This window comes from Chitinophaga sp. OAE865 (genome assembly GCF_040546735.1).
GTDB lineage: Bacteria > Bacteroidota > Bacteroidia > Chitinophagales > Chitinophagaceae > Chitinophaga > Chitinophaga polysaccharea_A.
Genome location: NZ_JBEPOF010000001.1, coordinates 7,300,810 through 7,318,759, shown reverse-complemented (window position 1 = coordinate 7,318,759; position 17,950 = coordinate 7,300,810). Strand labels below are relative to the sequence as shown.

Genomic DNA, 17,950 nt, shown 5'->3' with positions numbered 1-17,950 from the left:
TATCCTTCCTTACCTGTGCCGATACTATGAGGGGCATAACGCCTGGCTTCTAGCGGCTGCTGATCAGTGTTCCACCGGGTGGTAATACCGATACTAATTATTAGTACAAATTTTTGTTTACTTTGTGCGAACTAATTACAGAGGCGCCAAAGTGGATATGAATCAACCAAAGTCAATAGATCCGGCTTCATTTGAAGAGCTGTTCCGGCTCCACTATACCTTTTTGTGTGCCACTGCCTGCCATATGCTGGAGGATGAGGACGCAGCCAAGGATGTAGTGCAGGATTTCTTTCTTTATTGCTGGGATAAGCGGGACGTGATCCGGATTACGCAGAATTTCAGGAGCTATGCCATCCGTGCTGTCCGGAATGCCAGTATCAATTACATAAAAAGAGCCGGTAAAATTTCTTTCGATGAACCGGAAGCGCTGGAGCATATGGCGAAGCAACCGGAGGAAGAGGATGCCGAGCAGCTGGCCGGCAGGGATGCATCCCTCTGGGCGGCAATAGAGCGCTTACCAGCCCAGCGCAGGCAGATATTTCTGATGAGTAACCGTGATGGATTTAAATATAAGGATATAGCCGACCAGTTAAATATCTCCATAAATACAGTAAAAACACAGATCAAGCTGGCCTATCAATACCTGAGAAAGGAATGTGACTGGATGATAAAACTCGTCTCTATTTTATTTTTTTTAAAAAATTGATCATTCGCCTTCACCCGTTTTTAAAACCTGGTTGCCTTTAATACGGATAAGTTATGGACACATCAGATAAGGACATAAATTGGGACAAGCTGCTGGCTGCATTAGAGGGCACCAATACGGAGCCATTGACTGCAGAGGAGGAAGCCATGCTGAAAGAATCCAGGGAAATTCAACAGCGGCTTGCTACGCACGATAAATTTCCTGTGGAGGAAGGCTGGCAACGGTTTACTGCGGCCCGCGATATCCACAAGCCAAAGATAGTATGGTGGAAGCCCGCCTGGGAAATAGCCGCGGCGGCAGCAGTGCTGGCCGTTGTAATCACTGCAGGGTTGCGCTTCTGGAAAAAAGAGGCTGCCCATCAGCCAACTGCTATCGCACAGGCAGATATGAGGCCATCCGGACGTGTACAACTGCTTGGCAACGGTAAAAGGATTGTGCTCGACAGTGTATCGCAAACCCTGCAATATGGGAATGGGGTGCAGGTAAAGGCGAACAGTCTCAGTATCGTGTACGATGCGGCGAACGGAAAGGAGAAAAACATCACAATGGATACGCTGCTGGTGCCACGGGGCAACAGGATCAGTGTGAAACTGTCAGATGGTACCGTGGTATCGATAAATGCTGATAGCAGGTTGATTTACCCTACGGCCTTTAACGGGAAATCCAGGGAGGTATCGGTAGAAGGAGAGGCTTTTTTTGAAGTAGCCGCTAATCCCCGGCAGCCATTTCTGGTACATACAACCAAAATGGATATACAGGTATTGGGCACTACTTTCAACGTGAATACCTACGAAACCTCCTCCGTAAAAACCACGCTCACATCGGGGAAAGTCCGTGTAGGACCGGAAAGTAACAGTATTATATTATCGCCGGGAGAGCAGTCTTTATATAACGAAACATCGGGTGCTTTAATAAAGAAACAGGTGGATATCAGGATTTATACCGCCTGGAAGGATAACAATATTTACTTTGAAGATGCGCCGTTATCAGACATCACCACCAGCCTGGGGCGCAACTATGATTATGATTTTAAATTCGAGGATGCATCGCTTGCCGCATTAAGCTTTACACTGGATATGCAACAACCAGCCAATTTACAGGATGTATTAAACAGGATCCACCTCACCGTCGGAGATGTAAAATTCCGTGTGCAAGGTAGAATGGTATATATAAGCCGCTAGCGTATAACAGGAACATGAGAAATAAATAATGTATGTAGAAATGCTGCAGCAGGTAATGCTGTCAGAAACTATTCCGGTGGTATGCAGCCGGAAGTAACTTTAATATCAGACCAAAATGAAAAAATTGTTAGGCTTCCCTTCCGCCAGGAAGGTGTTGCAGGGTTTTGCCATGCGCTTACCGGGACTGTTCCTGTTGCTGTTACTAATAGCGGCTACTGCTACTGCGCAGGACCAGGATGAGAACCTGCTGAACAGACATGTGCCCTCCTATCATTCGGAAGGGCAGCCCCTGTTGAAGGTCCTGAAAGAGATCCGCGGGATCACGGATGTAAGGTTTACCTACAACCTGGATATTATCCGCAAACAACCTGCTGTTACAGTGAACGTAAAATCAACCACACTGGGTGAATTACTGCGGCTGGTATTAGCTAATACTTCCCTCACATTCCAGTTGGAACTGGGAGGGGTCGTTATTTTACCGCAGAATAAAACGATTGCGCAAGACAGCAAGGTGATGATGATCGTATTGGGGCAGGTAGTTGCCTCCGGTAGCCCATTGGCAGGAGCTACCGTACAGGCGATAAATTCCCGGGAAGGAACGGTGACAGCAAAGGATGGTCTTTTTTCACTGGCTGCCAATGAAAATGACCAGCTGCGTATTTCCATGGTGGGAATGAAAACAGTTTTTCACAAAGTAACGAGAAGCGGAGGGGATCTGGTGATTATAAAAATGGATACCATTACCCAGGCCATCCAGGAAGTAGTGGTAAACGGGTATCAGAAGATAGATGCGAAAATGGCGACTGCTGCAATTTTTAAGCTCGATGCCAAAGATGTGATTGAACCGGGCGTTACTTCTGTAGACCAGATGTTGCAGGGAAAGGTACCTGGCTTAATGGTGATTAACAGTTCCGGCAGCGTAAATGCCAGGCCTACCATCCGAATGAGAGGTACTTCCACCTTCGTGGGAAATGCCAGCCCACTGTGGGTGATAGACAATGTGGTTCGTCCTGATCCGGTAGATATATCTGCTACCCAACTCAATACTGCCATCACCGACGGGCAGAGTGGAGACTATTCCCTGATAGGCGGCGCGGTGAGTGGTGTTAATCCATATGATATAGAGAGCATTACTTTTCTCAAAGACGCTGCCGCCACCGCCATTTATGGCGTACGTGCGGCCAATGGAGTAATTGTAGTTACCACGAAAAGAGGAAAGGCAGGCCCCATGCAGGTAAACTATAACACGAACTTCTCTTTCCAGCAACGCCCTTCTTACAATAATCTTGCATTGATGAACTCAAAAGAAAGGGTGGCATTCTCACGGGAAATGGTGGAGGATAAAACGCTTTATAACGGAAGCTATAATGCTTTCAGGGAAAATATTTCCTATGAAGGGCTGTTACAGGCTTTATACGCCAGGACAATAACAGCAGAGCAATTCAGAACAGCCGTTGCAAAGCTGGAAACCAATAATACGGACTGGTTCAAAGTATTATTCAGGAATTCTTTTGGCATGACCCATTCCGTTAGTATGAGCGGAGGAGTAGGCAAAACCACTTACTATGGTTCGGTGAGTTATTCAGATAACAACGGGGCAGCTCAGCAGGATGGAAATAAAAGATATACAGCTGATTTGTCTGTGCACTCGGAAGCCAGTACAAAATTATCCGTAGACCTCAGGCTGACGGGAAGTTATGGGAAATCCCAGGGATATTATGGAGGCATAAACCCGCTGACATACGCATTGAAAACGAACCGGGCTATTTCGCCCGCTGCGGTTTACCCTGTATCCGGGTCCAATGACTTTAACCAGTACCCGGCGCCGCCGCCTATCACCTATAATATGCTGAATGAAATAGCGTCGTCTGAAAACCATGGAAGCTCCAGGTCTATGACGGCGGCTGTTACCCTCAGTTATAAAATTTTAAAAGGGCTGCAATTCACGAATGCCTCCAATATAGTAATGGATGCTTCAGAGCAAATGTCGGCCGCTTACGATAAAAGTAATATCATCTCCGCCATCCGCGGATGGAATATTGATTTTACACCTACCGACATCCAGGCGGCGCAGTCTAAAATACCTTACGGGGGATTAGCTACCATAGGTAATATGAATTCATTAAAAGTTGATACCCGTAATGATCTGATATATACTATGGATCTGTTCAGCGGCAGGGACCAGGTAATATTAACTGCCGGTAACCAGATCACATCCACACAAATGAAAGGAGCATCTTCCACGGAGCCCGGCTATTTCCCCGACAGGGGACAGCAATTTTTTGCCAGCGAATTCAGCCGGCAATACTTCAGCCGGCATGCTATCACCAATACCGTGAGTAATGTAGTATCCATGTACGGAAATGCTATTTACAGCCTGAATAATAAGTATGTGATAACAGGAACTATCCGTACAGATGGTTCCAACCGGTTTGGACAATATTCCAATGCAAAATTTTTACCCAACTATGGTTTATCCGCCAGGTGGAACCTGGATAATGAAAACTTTATGAAAAACAGCCGGCTGCTGAGTGGTGTGGTATTGAGAGCTTCTTTTGGTACACAGGGGAACGTAGTGGGCGCGGTTGGACCGGAACTTATTGCCTCCTACCAGCGGAGCGGGAACATAGATCCTATTACCGGTGTACCTTACCTGGGTATCAAATCTTTACCGTATCCAGACCTGAGATGGGAGAAAACATACCAGTGGAATTTCGGTGCAGACGTATCGGTATTTGACAGAAGGCTTAACCTGAACATAGACTACTATCTGAAGAAAAGCGTAGACCTTATCAGTTCCCGGCAGATTGCTTTTGAATACGGAATGGACATCATGTATGAGAATGCAGGGATTGCCCTGAACCGTGGCCTGGAACTGGTCATGAATGTAGAAGTTATCCGCAGGAAAAATACCAGTTTATCACTTCGCTTTATCAATAGCTGGAATCGCAATGAAGTGGACGAAACAGATTCCCGGAACGATTATCTGACCTATCTCAGCGGAGAGGCCCTCATCCCGGGCAAGCCAAGATCTGCCTTTTATTCTTTCTCTTACAAGGGGCTTGATTCAAAAAGTGGAATGCCAACATTTAATTACGTGAATGCGAAAGAAAAGACAAATGATCCGGCCGACTTCCTGGTGTATTCCGGTCATATATATCCTACGATAAATGGCAGCTTTTCTTCCAATTTCAGGTATAAGAATTTTTCGGTGAGCGGGGACTTTTTTTACGCACTGGGCGGGCATAAACGCCTGAATCCTTTGTTTAATCAAGGCTCAAATGGCATAGGCGTGCCTAATCCATTCGATAACGCCAACAAGGCATTTTCAGACAGGTGGCGCAAACCCGGCGATGAAACAAAAACAAACATTCCGGCGATTGTGGATCAATACGGGGGAGGGGCCCAGATAGAACTGCCAATTATTATTGCAGGAACAGCTGTATCTACTTCGCCTGTACTTTATGCGTATGACGCCTATGACAAATCTGATCTGAGGGTAGTTAGCAGCAGCTTTCTCCGTTGCAGGAATTTATCGTTCAACTACTCAGTTCCGGCTAAGGTTTTAGGCCATTCCGGTGTGAAGGGGATGGCAGTAGGCCTGTTTGTAAGGAATGCATTCACGGTTGCCAGCAGGAAGCTGCATGGCCAGGATCCGGAAACAGACGGAGTAGGCACCACGGCGCTGCCGATTACCAGGCAGTATGGATTTAGCATGAACGTAAACTTTTAAACCAGTACCTAAAAATATAGCGCATGAAAAGAATTTTTGTTATCGCTTTGCTGGCGTTGGGGATGGTTTCCTGTAAGAAATTCCTGGAGGAACAGTCTCAAACAGATGTAATACCCAAAACGACCAGGGATTTTGGTGAAATACTATATACAAATGGGTATCCTACTTCAACTACCTTACTTGAACCGTACATAGCCCTGATGGACGATGATGTGCAATGCTACAATGGTCCTTTATTGGACGGGTTGCAGGATTATGTTACCACCAACGCGGCAGCGTTTCAATGGCAACGGGATTTCATAGACCGTTGCCAGGAGGCGGGCAGTATGGATAAAGACGCGTTTAATTCATGGCGTACTTATTACAGGATGATACTGGGTACCAATGTGGCGTTGCAATACCTGGATAAATCAGAAGGCAGCGCAACGGAAAAAATGATGTATAAAGGAGAGGCATATGCTTTGAGAGCATTCTATCATTTTATGCTGGTGAATTTATATGCAAAGCCTTACAACGACTCCACCACAACGCCGGATAAACTGGACGGCGTGCCGCTGATGCTTTCGCCAGACTTATCGGAAGCATTACCCGCCAGAAGCTCTGTGAAAGAAGTATACAACCAGATTGTCAGCGACCTGGATAGCGCCTCCAGCCTGTTAGGCCAGGTGAAGTCCGATCAGAAATTGTTCCGTATTTCCCATGTTGCTGTGCATCTGCTGGCAAGCAGGGTATACCTGTATATGGAACAGTGGAATAAAGTGATAGAAAACGCAGACTATGTGCTGTCTTATCACCCCCAGCTGATGGAGCTGAATGGCTGGGGCGACCCGGATCCGGCTGCAAAACCGGTGATTGGTTCCGGAAATATTGAAACGATCTGGTATTATGGAAGCATGAGCGAGGAATTCCCGAAAGGAACCGGGTTGGCCTACGAAATCTCCGGGAACCTGGCCGCCTGTTTTGAGGCCGGGGATCTGCGCAGCCAGGTTTATTTTAACATCACCCCGGACTGGCTGAAGCAATGGGTTACGCCTGATTACAGCATCCAAAAAACGAACGGTCCCGCAGCCGGCCTTACAAACATGGGATCTGCCTGGAGGAGCTCTGAAGCATACCTGAACCGCGCGGAAGCATATATACAACTATATAGAACAAAGGGAGATGTTGGTGCTGCCGCTGAAGCGCTGAAGAGTTTGAATACACTCCGTGCAAAGCGTATCGACAGAAATAATTTTACCAACTGGGAAATAAAACCGGCCGATACGCTGTTACAAATGTGCCGCACGGAACGGCGCCGCGAACTTTTTCGGGAGTGTGCGCACCGCTGGTTTGATCTCAAAAGATACGGCATGCCTCCGATAAGACATGTTTTTATGCCGGATATGAATACAACCGTTATCTATAAACTGGAGGCTAGGGATCCGCAATATGTTATTCCTATTCCCAACGAAGTACTGCAGAGGAATACCCGGTTACCGCAAAACCAGCAGATAACGGGTCTCCGGCAACCACAATAGTTAAATTATCTTCTTATCTATAATTTAAATTTTATGCGCCATTTCCTGGTTCGCACTATCACCGGCAGTTGTTTACTGCTCATTGTATGGGGATTGTTCTCCTGTGGTAAGGAAAAGACATTGAGCCCAAATGATCCGCCTGTTTTTTATTCCCTGCCCCAGGGGGATCATCCTTATGATGATTCGATCGTTGCTTTTAATAAAAAATATGGTAGCTATATACTGTATAAAGTTCACACAGCAGGATTTTGCCTACGACCTTACCGGCTATCTTTCATCATTGGCTGTTAATGCCAACCCGGCTTATGTACAGCAAACACTTACCTTTTTCAGAACGCAATGCCTGGATTTTTACCCGGAAACGTTTCTGAAGAAAACACTGCCATTCAGGATTATACTGGCTGCCCATCTCGATACAATTACTAACCTGAACAACAAACCATCGGATACCAGCCGGTCACTTTCCGGGTTTACAGCAAGTCATAATATGATGGCCATTGGCTGGGCCGACAGTACGTTGCAACAACGTACGCCGGATCAGCTCAGGCAAACGAAAGGATATATGAACCGGTGTTATTTTCAACAGGCCTTACTAAGCGGCGCATTGGCAATACCGGATGTATTTATGAAACTGGGCCCTGCCGGAGGTTACCAATTGGTTAACGGCTATCAACCCGAAAAAGGAATTATCGAGGCTCCAAGCTCAGAGGATAATGGCCGTCTCGCTTCTGCAACCTGGGATTTTCTCTGTTACATCAATGCCATCACCGGTCATACAAAAGCAGAACTGGATGCCACTATCCTGAGCCCTTCCGTAGATGTGAACAGAAAAATACAGGAGAAGTATAATGCATTGATCAACTATTATAAAACCCAGCATGGAGTGGATTTGCAGGCGATCGGTAATCACCTGTAATCCGTTTTTTTACCAGGCCTTCTTCCAACTATGATATACTTTTTAAAGGGTCATCTTCCGAAAAAAATAATATTATCAGGATACCTTATTTTTTGCTGTTCAATAATAAAGGCACAATCAAATGAAGCGGTGGTTTACAATGCAACCACCGCTTTTGCATTGCCTGAAAGCTCCTCTGCGGGTAATACACGTACACCTGATGGCAGACCCGGGCCGGGTTACCGGCAAAACCAGGTAAACTACCTGGTAGCCGTATCCTTTGATACAGCCAGCCGCGTAATAAGTGGCGTGGCAGAAATCACCTACACCAATAACAGTGAACAGGCATTATCCTACATATGGCTGGCGGCCGGCCAGAACCGCTTCCGTAAAGATTCCCGCGTGGCGCAGCTCACACCCGCAAAAGGAACCCGGTTTGGCGTACAGGAATATACCGCCGGTTGCGAGATAACATCCATGGAAACCGGTCCCACAAAAAGATCATTGCAAACAACCGCTTACCAGGTAACAGATACTTATATCAAAGTAATGTTATCTGCGCCTTTATTACCCGGTAAGAAAACCGTGATCAGGGTAGGATACCACTTTCAGCTACCCTATAACGGTTCCGACTATATGGGTATCCTGAATACCGCGCATGGCGCCGTATACCAGCTGGGGTCAGTGTTCCCACGGGTAGCAGTGTACAACGATGTACAAGGCTGGAACGTGTTATCCAGCGGTTATTTTGTGGAACCAGGAACATTGGATATACGTATCACCGTACCTGCAGGACTAACAGTACAGGGTACCGGAGAATTGAAGAATCCTGAAGAAGTACTATCCCCGAAACTTTTAGCACGCTACCGGCATGCCTGGAAAAGTGATACGGTTGTCAGCATCCGTTCTGCAGCCGAAGTTACAGATGCTTTGCCACAGCAAAGCGGCAGCCGTACCTGGCGTTTTGTAACCGGTAATGCGGGTGATGGGATGTGGGGAATTTCGGCTGCTTTTATCTGGGACGCAGTAAAGGTAGATCTGCCGAATGGCCGTACCGCACTGGCAATGGCGCTGTATCCGCCGGAGAGCAACCCCGAATGGAGACGCATTACCCGGCAAATGAAAAGCGTACTGGAAATGTATGCCGGTTTATGGACGCCTTATCCCTATACCACTTCTGTAAACATTGCCGGCTCTATCACCGGAGTGGCTGCGCCCGCAGTTGCTGTGATTAACTACCAGAAAAGTGGCTATGGCAATACACTCTGGACAAAAACAAATCATGAGCTGGGACATACCTGGTTTAATATCATGATCGCGGCCGACAGTAAACACGGCTGGATGGCAGAAGGACTTAACACTTTTATCAATTTAATTAACTGCGATACGCTTCGCGGAGAGGAGCCCTTTAAAGTAAACGATGCCATTAACCGTTTATCTGCCAACATCAGTATCCCCGCACTGAATACGCCTGCGGCCTCCGTGCGCCCCGGTATTATGGCCATGGTGATGTATATTAAACCGGCAGTAGCACTCTGGTTATTGAGAAATAAAGTAATAGGCAAAGAAAAATTTGACCCGGTGTTCAGGGATTTTATGAGGGAATGGGCTTTTAAACATCCCACTCCCGGTGATTTTTTCCGCATGATGGAAAATGGAACAGGAGAAGACCTGGGCTGGTTCTGGCGGGGCTGGTTCCTGAACGACTGGAAACCGGACCAGGCAATAAAGGAAGTAGTTTATGTGAACAACGACCCGGCACAGGGTGTGGATGTTACAGTAGCCAACCGGGGACAACAGGTGATGCCCGTTGATGTGGAGATAAGGGAAGCCAACGGGAAATCAACCCTGCTCCACTTCCCGGCGCAGGTATGGCAGGCAGACTCGTTGCATACGTTTCATTATGCGTCCTCCCTTCCATTGGAAAATGTAATACTGGATCCGGGAAAGGAAATACCGGATATCGATAGAAGTAACAATGCCTGGAAAGCCCCGGCATTTTTTTCCACCCCTTAAAATATATACTGATATCCCTGTTTTATTGTACCTCAACACTGATACCTCCCCGCAAAGGAGGTATCATTTTTTTTATTGAAGATCTGATTATTTTTTGCACCCGGCATTCACCCTTTTTCCCTTCCTGGTTGCCTATTAAAAAGAGAGATCGAAATCAATTGTTCACACTAATTTAACAGCAACATGAGTATATGCGCGGGAAGAAAGTATTTTCTTTCTTTTATCGTAACCACACTGACCGTACTTCAGGCAACAGGCCAGCAGCAGGTTGTGACAAGCGATCCATTGGCTTATAGAAGTGCGGTTGTAAATGCCACTTTTTAAGAGGATCAGCAAAGAGCACTACGGTCCCAAACCGGTTGATAACGCTTATTCGGCGGCTGTCTGGAACCAGACCTTTCAAACACTTGATCCCAACAGTAACCTGTTTTTACAGGGAGATATCAACAAGCTGGCCGTTTATAAGAACCAGATTGATGATGAGATGAACGCCGGTTCCACTGCTTTTTTTGAAGCAACATACGCAGTATATAGCAAACGCATAAAAGAAGCAGAAGCGATCTGTATGAAAGTACTGCAGCAACCATTTGACCTGCAGAAAAAAGAATCGGTGATGGCATGGAGAAAAGGCCAGCCCTTTCCTGCCAGCGAAGCCGCGAGGGAAGACCTCTGGCGCAAACTCCTGAAATACTACACGCTACGTCATTATGTGGAAATGGAAAAAACGGCTGCAACCGTTAAAGACAGGAAAGGTGTGGATGCTGCGTTGGAAGCAAAGGCACGCGAAAAAGTACGTAACTGGTATGCAGAGTATTTCCGTAAAGCAACCGGGAAAAATGCAGCAGATGAAAAGTTTGCACAGTATATGGAAGTGGCAGTAGCGGAAATAGATCCGCATACAGCATATACCGCGCCTGATGACAGGGCATTCAATGACATGCTCACCAAACGTTACTGCGGCATTGGTGTGGAACTCGCTACAAAGGAATCGGATTATTATATCAAGCGGATGATGCGGGGCGGTTCTGCCTATAAAAGCGGGCAGGTAAAGGAGAATGATATTATCGTGTCAATTGCAGATGCAAAAGGTGATATGAAACCGGTAAGCGGCTGGGAATCCAACCAGGTAAGTTCGATGATCCGTGGCGACAAGGGCTCTTCGGTAACCATGAAACTGCAACAGCCCGGGGAAGCAGCGAGAACGGTTACCCTGAAAAGAGAGGAGCTGGTTGATATGGAGAACAGGGCTAAAAGTGCACTGATCGGGAAAGATGGAAAAACGTTCGGTTATGTTTACCTGCCGCTCTTCTACATGGACCCTAACGGGCAATTCCTGACCGGCGCGGCAATGGATGTATACCGTGAAGTGGCAAAACTGAAAGAATACGAAGTGGATGGTATTGTCATGGATCTTCGTGGAAATGGAGGAGGCGCCCTGGATGAAGTGGTAAGAATGAGCGGATGTTTTATGCCCACAGGCCCCGTAACCATGCTCAAATCGAAAGACAGTATAAAGAACTATTGGTCTCCCGCAGCACCACCACTCTATGAAGGTCCGTTAACTGTGCTGGTGGATGAAAACAGCGCTTCTGCCTCTGAGATCTTCGCGGCAGCTGTACAGGATCGGGGTCGCGCCCTGATCGTAGGCGCCGGTTCCACATTCGGAAAAGGAACCGCGCAAACAGTTACCAATATGGGCAGGATGGGCGATCCTGATAAAGGGATACCGGATATCAGCTATGGCAGCATGCGGCTTACCAAAGAGAAGTTTTACCGGATTACTGGTGTTTCCACGCAGCTGAGAGGAGTAACGCCGGATATTATCCTGCAGGACAGGATGTCGCTGGAATCTGTAATGGAAAAAGATTATCCTTCTGCGCTGGCATATGATTCCATTGCAGCAACCGCCTATAACCGGATGCCTTTTACATTCAACTATGATGTGGTTGTTAAGGGGGCATATGACCGTATACGTAACAATGCAACGTTGAAGGATATCGCCGCCAACATGCAGCAATTAAAAGAGCTGCGTGAAAAACCGGTGCCACTGTACATAGATGCGTTCCGTCAGTCCTACCTCGCCACTGCACAACTGGAAAAAACAATGCAACAATCCAGGGAGCTGAAAGAAGGAAGTTACCTGCATATGCTGCCATCAATACCAAGGAGCGCCAATCCTGCCGCGCTGAAAACAGATCCTGTAGAAGCCGCCCACACTGCGGAGTGGCTGCAGAAATTGAGTAAGGATATTTATTTGAATGAAACAGTATCTGTATTGGAAGATATACTGGCCAACCAGAAGTAAGCCCCGGCATTTTTCTGAAGCAATAAACCATTTAAAATTAACGCTAAAAGCATTTAACTATGATAAAGAAATTCTTGCTCTTCTTTCTGACAACCGGCAGCCTGAGTGCGCTGGCGCAACAACCGGCTACTTCCAAAGAAACCAAAGAGGTAGTGGTGACCGGTAAGATCGATAATCTGCCAAACGATTCAATGGTGATGTTAATGGAACCATATACCGGCGAATGGGATTCGGCGATTGTTAAAAATCACAGCTTCCGGATAAAGCATGATATGGCAAAAGGAGGAAGTGTGTATATCCTGCAGGTTGGTACTGTGATGGATGAGAGTAAGGGGCTTGTGTTGTACATGGAAGATGGTAAAATGGATATTACAGGAAAAGGAGCGGATTTCAGGAACCTTACCTACTCCGGTTCTCCGTGGGTAAGCGAATGGCAGGAAGTGATGGCGCTGACTTCCCCTGAAAACCCCGATACGAAGAAGCTGGCGGCGCTGGAAAAAAAATACTGGGATGCGAAACTGATAGGAGATGAAGATGCTACTGAAAAATATGAGAAGGAAGGAAGTGTTATCAAAAATGCGCAGACCAGTGTATTGAAAGAATGGATAAAGAAACATCCCAACTCCGGCGTAAGTGGTTACCTGCTGACGGTATATATTCAGAATGAGGCTGAAAAAGAAGCGCTGTATGCTACTCTTGGAGAACATGCCAAACAATCGCGTATACTGATGCGCTGGAAAAATCCAGGTAAAATAGATCCTTCTCCATTGGCCCTTCATACAGATGACAGCGCAGGAAGCGATGGCGCAGCTGCCGGCAGCCCTAAAACAGGTGTAGCGGCTCCTGCTGTTAATCTCCCGGATGTAGATGGTAAAATGGTATCCCTGGATGATTTTAAAGGCAAGTATGTGTTGGTTGATTTCTGGGCCAGCTGGTGCGCACCCTGTATTGCCGGAATGCCTGCGCTGAAAGCCACCTATGATAAATTCAAGGATAAGAATTTTGTGATACTTGGTGTTTCCCTTGATTCAAAGAAAGAGGGCTGGGTGAAAGGTATTGAGAAACATCAGTTGAACTGGCGTCATATTTCTGACCTGAAAGGATGGGGAAGTGAAGCTGCCAAAGCCTATGGTGTTACTGCTATCCCGGCGAGCGTATTGATTGGCCCTGATGGAAAGATCATCGCATTGAACCTGGGTGGTGATGCGCTGGATAAAAAGCTGGCTGAGCTTCTGCCGTAAATACCTTCTGTTAATCTTGTAAATGAGGGGCCGTGCAGCAGTCCGGTATTGCTGCACGGCCTTACCTTTTGGCATCTGTTATGAAACAACTGTTGAAAATAGCGATACTCCAGCTTTTGCCGGCTCTTTGCCTGGCAAGCGATGGATTTGTAATCAGCGGAAATGTGAGCGGTATAGTGAGTGGTTATATCTCCATTGCAGAATATATAAAAGTGCGGGAGGCAGATAAAACACCGGTACCGCCACCGAGAGTGCGTATTGTAAATGGTGAATTTACCTATGCTGGTAAACTGGATCATCCAACGCTGGTGAAGATGAAGGTGAGCACCCGTGAATTTTATGTGTACCTGGAGAATGCAGCCTATACTGTTTCCGGCCGGCTGGATTCATTATCAGGCGCTTCTTTTAAAGGCGGGGCATTGAACGATGAATACCAGGAGTACCTGGCCGGCCATAAAACGGCTATGGAATATATCCGGGCAAATCCCAACAGCGGAATATCTGCTTACCTGGCACTATGCCAGTCGGCAGGAACATATGCCAACGTAAAGGCCGCGTATGACCTGCTGGGCCCGGAAACCAGGAAAACATGGCACGGGAAGGAACTGGCGGCGAATATAGCGGCGTTTAAAAAAGGCGCGGCGGGCGCTGTCTTCCCCAACCTGAAACTTACAGACACAAAGGAAAAAGCATTTTCTGTTAAACAGATGGCAGGTAAAATAGTGGTGCTTGATTTCTGGGCATCCTGGTGTGCGCCTTGCCGGGCTTATATTCCCACTATGCGGGAACATTACAACAAGTACCGGTCGAAAGGTGTGGAATTCATCAGCGTGTCTGTGGATGCGAATAAGCAGAAATGGCAGGACGCAATGGATGAACTAAAAATGGAGTGGACGCAAACATTGGCAGACGGGGCTTTTGAAGATGGGAAAGGGGTAAAGGAACTATTGCATATCTACTATATACCGCATGTTATTGTAGTAGGGAAAGATGGAAAGATTGCAGCTTCGCTGGACTATTCCACGAAAGATCAGCTGGAGAAAAAACTGGATGAACTGTTGAAATAAAGCCTTTAAGTATTATGAGCAGTATATTAAAAATTGAACGCCTTTCTCACAGGTATGGCGCCTCCTGGGCGATACGTGATATCAACATGGAAATAAACCAGACAGGCGTAGTAGGATTGCTTGGCTCCAACGGAGCCGGTAAGTCCACTACCATGAATATCATGTGCGGGGTATTGAACCAGACCGAAGGGCATGTTTATATTGATGGCGTGGATGTGAGGGAGCATCCGGAGCAGGCAAAGAAGAATATTGGTTTTCTGCCGCAGAATCCCCCGGTGTATACAGATCTTACAGTAGATGAATACCTCACTTATACTGCGGAGCTCCGGCTGATCGCAAAGGAAAGCAGGCGAAAGGCTGTAGAGGAAGCAAAAGAGCGTTGCGGTATTGCACATTTCAGTTCGCGTTTGATCGGGAATCTTTCCGGTGGTTACCGGCAGCGTGTAGGCATTGCGCAGGCCATTATCCACAAGCCGAAACTGGTAGTGATGGACGAGCCCACCAACGGGCTTGATCCCAACCAGCTGATTGAAGTGAGGAAACTGATCCGGGAAATTGCGAAAGAACATACCGTGCTCTTGTCTTCACATGTGTTGTCAGAAATACACCTGTTATGCCGGGAGGTAGTAATGATAGAAGGGGGGCGCATGATATTCTCCGACTCAATGGATGCATTCAATAATTACGTGCAGCCACGCAGTGTGCTGGTCCGGATGGAGAACCCGCCGCCGGCTGCTGTACTGAAAGAGATCCCCGGCGTTACCCAGGTAGAGATACTGAGCGACCGGCAGATCCGCATGTATTTCGACGGCAGCAAGGAGATCACGGAACATATTATTGCCAGCAGTGTACAAAACGGATGGCGTTTGCAGGAGATCACGCTCGACAAGAGCCTGCTCGACGACATATTCAAGCAACTTTCTAATCAATCGCTCCAATAACTTATATACATGAAGATGATATTTAAAATTGCGAAGACGGAACTGAGGAACCTGTTTTATTCACCGGTAGCCTGGTTTTTAACGGTCGCATTTATGGTGCAGTGTGCGGTTTATTATTGTACTCCGCTGGTAGGCACTGCCAGGTGGCAGGATATTGCCCTGAAAAGCATGCCCAATTTTAAGGGTTGGGGTGGATTAACGCCCCAGTTATTTATGGCAGGAGATAGCATTTTCAAAAATGCCTTGCAGAACCTGTACCTGTTTATACCCTTGCTGACCATGGGACTCATCAGCCGAGAGGTGAACAATGGCACTATTAAGTTATTATATTCTTCCCCGGTGAAAACCAGGGAAATTGTATTGGGAAAGTACCTGGCTATTATGCTTTACAACCTGTTGCTGGTATCAGTGATAGCGGTTTTTATAGTAATGGGAATTTTCCAGATAGAACATGCGGATTATGGGATGCTGCTGTCGGCTTTACTTGGCTTTTACCTGCTGGTGTGCACTTACACCGCGATAGGCTTATTTATGAGCAGTCTTACCAACTACCAGATCGTAGCCGCTATCGGCAGCTTTATTGTGATCCTGGTATTGAGCCGTATTGGCGGGTTATGGCAGAAGTATGATTTTGTAAGGGACCTTACCTATTTTCTCTCTATCTCGGGCCGTACCATAAAGATGCTGAAAGGACTGATCACTACTAAAGATGTGATCTATTTCGGACTGGTTATTTTCATGTTTATTTCCTTCACACTGATTAAGCTGAAATCGGGCCGTGAGTCAAAATCATGGATAACAGGTGCTGCCAGGTATGGAGCAGTAACAGTGATCGTACTGGCGGCAGGCTATTTCAGCTCAAGGCCTGCATTTATCGGTTACTGGGATACTACTGCCGGTAAATACAACACATTGCATCCGAATATACAAAAGGTAATAGAACAGCTGGGCGACGGAAAGCTGGAGGTAACGCTGTACACCAACCTGTTAGGCGGCGGCGCACCCAAGGGATTCCCTCTGAACAGGAATGAATACCTGTCTGAAGTATGGGAGCGTTATCAGCGTTTCAAACCAGACATTGAATTTAACTATGTATACTATTACGATACAGGTGATAAGGATAGCACGGTATACAGAACGATGCCGGGAAAAAGTTTACCTGAAATAGCACAGCAGGTAGCAAGCGGTTTTGATCAGCCCTTGTCTTTATTTAAGCCTCCGGCGGAGATACGGAAAATGATCGACCTGAGCTCAGAGGGTTACAGGGTAGTGATGGAGTTAAAGTATAAAGGACAGCGCACTTTCCTGAGAACTTTTGATGATCAGCCGTTCTGGCCGGAAGATGAGCAGATAGCAGCCGCATTAAAAAGATTACTGCAGGCTAAATTACCAAAGATCACTTTCCTGACAGGTAACCTTGAACGGGATATTTATAAGAAAGGAGAGCGGGAATATGAATTGCTGGTGCATGCAAAAAACCAACGCCAGTCGCTGATGAACCTGGGATTTGATTCGGATACAATTTCCGCAGGGAAAGAAATACCTGTTGATATATCGATGCTGGTACTGGCCGATCCCAAAACGGCGCTGGACCAGCCTACCCGGGACCGGATCACGGAGTACATCAATAAGGGCGGGAATATGATGGTATTAAGCGAGCCTGGTAAACAACATATCCTGAACCCGGTTTTACAACAGGCAGGCATACAGTTAGAGGATGGTATCCTGGTGGAAGTAACGGGATATGAAATGCCTGATATGGTAAAAACCGTTAATGACCGCGCGAATGGGAGAAATGGCCAGGGATGGCGTGTCGAAAATATTTTATGAAAAAATGGCGGAGGGCGACACCGTGCTCACGGTTGATATGTCCGGAGCCGCGTCTGTTGTTGCCACTGATACCAATGGGTTTAAGCCGAAACCATTATTTATCACCAGGCCGGGAAAAGACTGGCTTAAAAAAGGAGCCCTGGTAACCGATTCTGCCGCGCCGGTGTTCAACCCGCTGGAAGGCGATACCAAAGCTCCGTTCTACGCCACTGCTGTGGCATCGTCCCGCAGGGTGGGAGAAAAGGAACAACGTATCATTGTTTGCGGGGATGCCGACTTTTTAAGTACGGTCCGTCAGAAAGGTGCTTTTACTTTTGTTAGCCGGGAAATGTTCTGCTGGCTCAACTATGAAGCGTTTCCTATTTATGGACCGCAAGTGCAACCTAACGATGCATTGTTGAGGTTAACCCTTACCGGCGCCAACACGGTGTATGTGTTATTTGTATGGATAATTCCGGCCCTTGTTGCCTTAATGGGAACTATATTACTGATCCGTCGTAAAAGACAATAAAAAGGGA

Annotated in this window: 12 protein-coding genes; all 12 read left to right on the top strand. The window is 46.9% G+C overall.

Annotated features, from left to right (window positions below):
* The first annotated feature begins 124 nt into the window (after window positions 1-124).
* The 12 genes from ABIE50_RS29115 to ABIE50_RS29060 all read left to right on the top strand — a co-directional run bounded on the left by ABIE50_RS29115 (window position 125) and on the right by ABIE50_RS29060 (window position 17,943).
* The gene (locus tag ABIE50_RS29115; protein ID WP_209862182.1) at window positions 125-706 is read left to right on the top strand and encodes an RNA polymerase sigma-70 factor; all 582 of its coding nucleotides are present in this window, start codon (window positions 125-127) and stop codon (window positions 704-706) included.
* 53 nt (window positions 707-759) lie between these two features.
* Window positions 760-1,887 carry a FecR family protein gene (locus ABIE50_RS29110; RefSeq protein WP_209862180.1) on the top strand — a complete coding sequence of 376 codons (1,128 nt, stop codon included), beginning with the start codon at window positions 760-762 and terminating at the stop codon, window positions 1,885-1,887.
* A gap of 115 nt (window positions 1,888-2,002) precedes the next feature.
* Entirely contained in the window at window positions 2,003-5,620 is a 3,618-nt protein-coding gene (locus tag ABIE50_RS29105) for a SusC/RagA family TonB-linked outer membrane protein (protein ID WP_209862177.1), read from the top strand.
* A 23-nt stretch (window positions 5,621-5,643) separates the two neighbouring features.
* A complete protein-coding gene (locus ABIE50_RS29100) occupies window positions 5,644-7,137 on the top strand; it encodes a RagB/SusD family nutrient uptake outer membrane protein (RefSeq protein ID WP_209862175.1) in 1,494 nt (497 codons plus the stop codon).
* Between the two features lie 208 nt (window positions 7,138-7,345).
* Entirely contained in the window at window positions 7,346-8,053 is a 708-nt protein-coding gene (locus ABIE50_RS29095; RefSeq protein WP_354028224.1) for a hypothetical protein, read from the top strand.
* Window positions 8,054-8,182: 129 nt separating this feature from the next.
* Complete coding sequence (locus ABIE50_RS29090; protein WP_209862169.1) at window positions 8,183-10,048, top strand: M1 family aminopeptidase; 1,866 nt, start codon at window positions 8,183-8,185, stop codon at window positions 10,046-10,048.
* Window positions 10,049-10,358: 310 nt separating this feature from the next.
* A complete protein-coding gene (locus ABIE50_RS29085) occupies window positions 10,359-12,353 on the top strand; it encodes a carboxy terminal-processing peptidase (RefSeq protein WP_354028223.1) in 1,995 nt (664 codons plus the stop codon).
* A gap of 59 nt (window positions 12,354-12,412) precedes the next feature.
* On the top strand, window positions 12,413-13,594 hold the full coding sequence (locus ABIE50_RS29080) for a redoxin domain-containing protein (RefSeq protein ID WP_209862163.1): 1,182 nt from the start codon (window positions 12,413-12,415) through the stop codon (window positions 13,592-13,594).
* A gap of 80 nt (window positions 13,595-13,674) precedes the next feature.
* Complete coding sequence (locus tag ABIE50_RS29075) at window positions 13,675-14,661, top strand: redoxin domain-containing protein (RefSeq protein WP_209862160.1); 987 nt, start codon at window positions 13,675-13,677, stop codon at window positions 14,659-14,661.
* A gap of 14 nt (window positions 14,662-14,675) precedes the next feature.
* Window positions 14,676-15,602: an ABC transporter ATP-binding protein gene (locus ABIE50_RS29070; RefSeq protein ID WP_209862157.1), complete on the top strand. Its 927-nt coding sequence runs from the start codon at window positions 14,676-14,678 to the stop codon at window positions 15,600-15,602.
* 9 nt (window positions 15,603-15,611) lie between these two features.
* Window positions 15,612-17,432 carry an ABC transporter permease subunit gene (locus ABIE50_RS29065; protein WP_354028222.1) on the top strand — a complete coding sequence of 607 codons (1,821 nt, stop codon included), beginning with the start codon at window positions 15,612-15,614 and terminating at the stop codon, window positions 17,430-17,432.
* Window positions 17,377-17,943: a hypothetical protein gene (locus tag ABIE50_RS29060; protein ID WP_354028221.1), complete on the top strand. Its 567-nt coding sequence runs from the start codon at window positions 17,377-17,379 to the stop codon at window positions 17,941-17,943. Before ABIE50_RS29065 ends, ABIE50_RS29060 begins: the two co-directional genes overlap by 56 nt.
* Window positions 17,944-17,950 lie beyond the last annotated feature (7 nt).

Excerpts from the sequence above, each read along its gene's own strand:
- ABIE50_RS29110 (WP_209862180.1), top strand. The coding sequence starts at position 760 with ATGGACACATCAGATAAGGACATAAATTGGGACAAGCTGCTGGCTGCA.
- ABIE50_RS29105 (WP_209862177.1), top strand. The coding sequence starts at position 2,003 with ATGAAAAAATTGTTAGGCTTCCCTTCCGCCAGGAAGGTGTTGCAGGGT.
- ABIE50_RS29100 (WP_209862175.1), top strand. The coding sequence starts at position 5,644 with ATGAAAAGAATTTTTGTTATCGCTTTGCTGGCGTTGGGGATGGTTTCC.
- ABIE50_RS29095 (WP_354028224.1), top strand. The coding sequence starts at position 7,346 with ATGGTAGCTATATACTGTATAAAGTTCACACAGCAGGATTTTGCCTAC.
- ABIE50_RS29085 (WP_354028223.1), top strand. The coding sequence starts at position 10,359 with ATGCCACTTTTTAAGAGGATCAGCAAAGAGCACTACGGTCCCAAACCG.
- ABIE50_RS29080 (WP_209862163.1), top strand. The coding sequence starts at position 12,413 with ATGATAAAGAAATTCTTGCTCTTCTTTCTGACAACCGGCAGCCTGAGT.
- ABIE50_RS29075 (WP_209862160.1), top strand. The coding sequence starts at position 13,675 with ATGAAACAACTGTTGAAAATAGCGATACTCCAGCTTTTGCCGGCTCTT.
- ABIE50_RS29070 (WP_209862157.1), top strand. The coding sequence starts at position 14,676 with ATGAGCAGTATATTAAAAATTGAACGCCTTTCTCACAGGTATGGCGCC.
- ABIE50_RS29065 (WP_354028222.1), top strand. The coding sequence starts at position 15,612 with ATGAAGATGATATTTAAAATTGCGAAGACGGAACTGAGGAACCTGTTT.
- ABIE50_RS29060 (WP_354028221.1), top strand. The coding sequence starts at position 17,377 with ATGACCGCGCGAATGGGAGAAATGGCCAGGGATGGCGTGTCGAAAATA.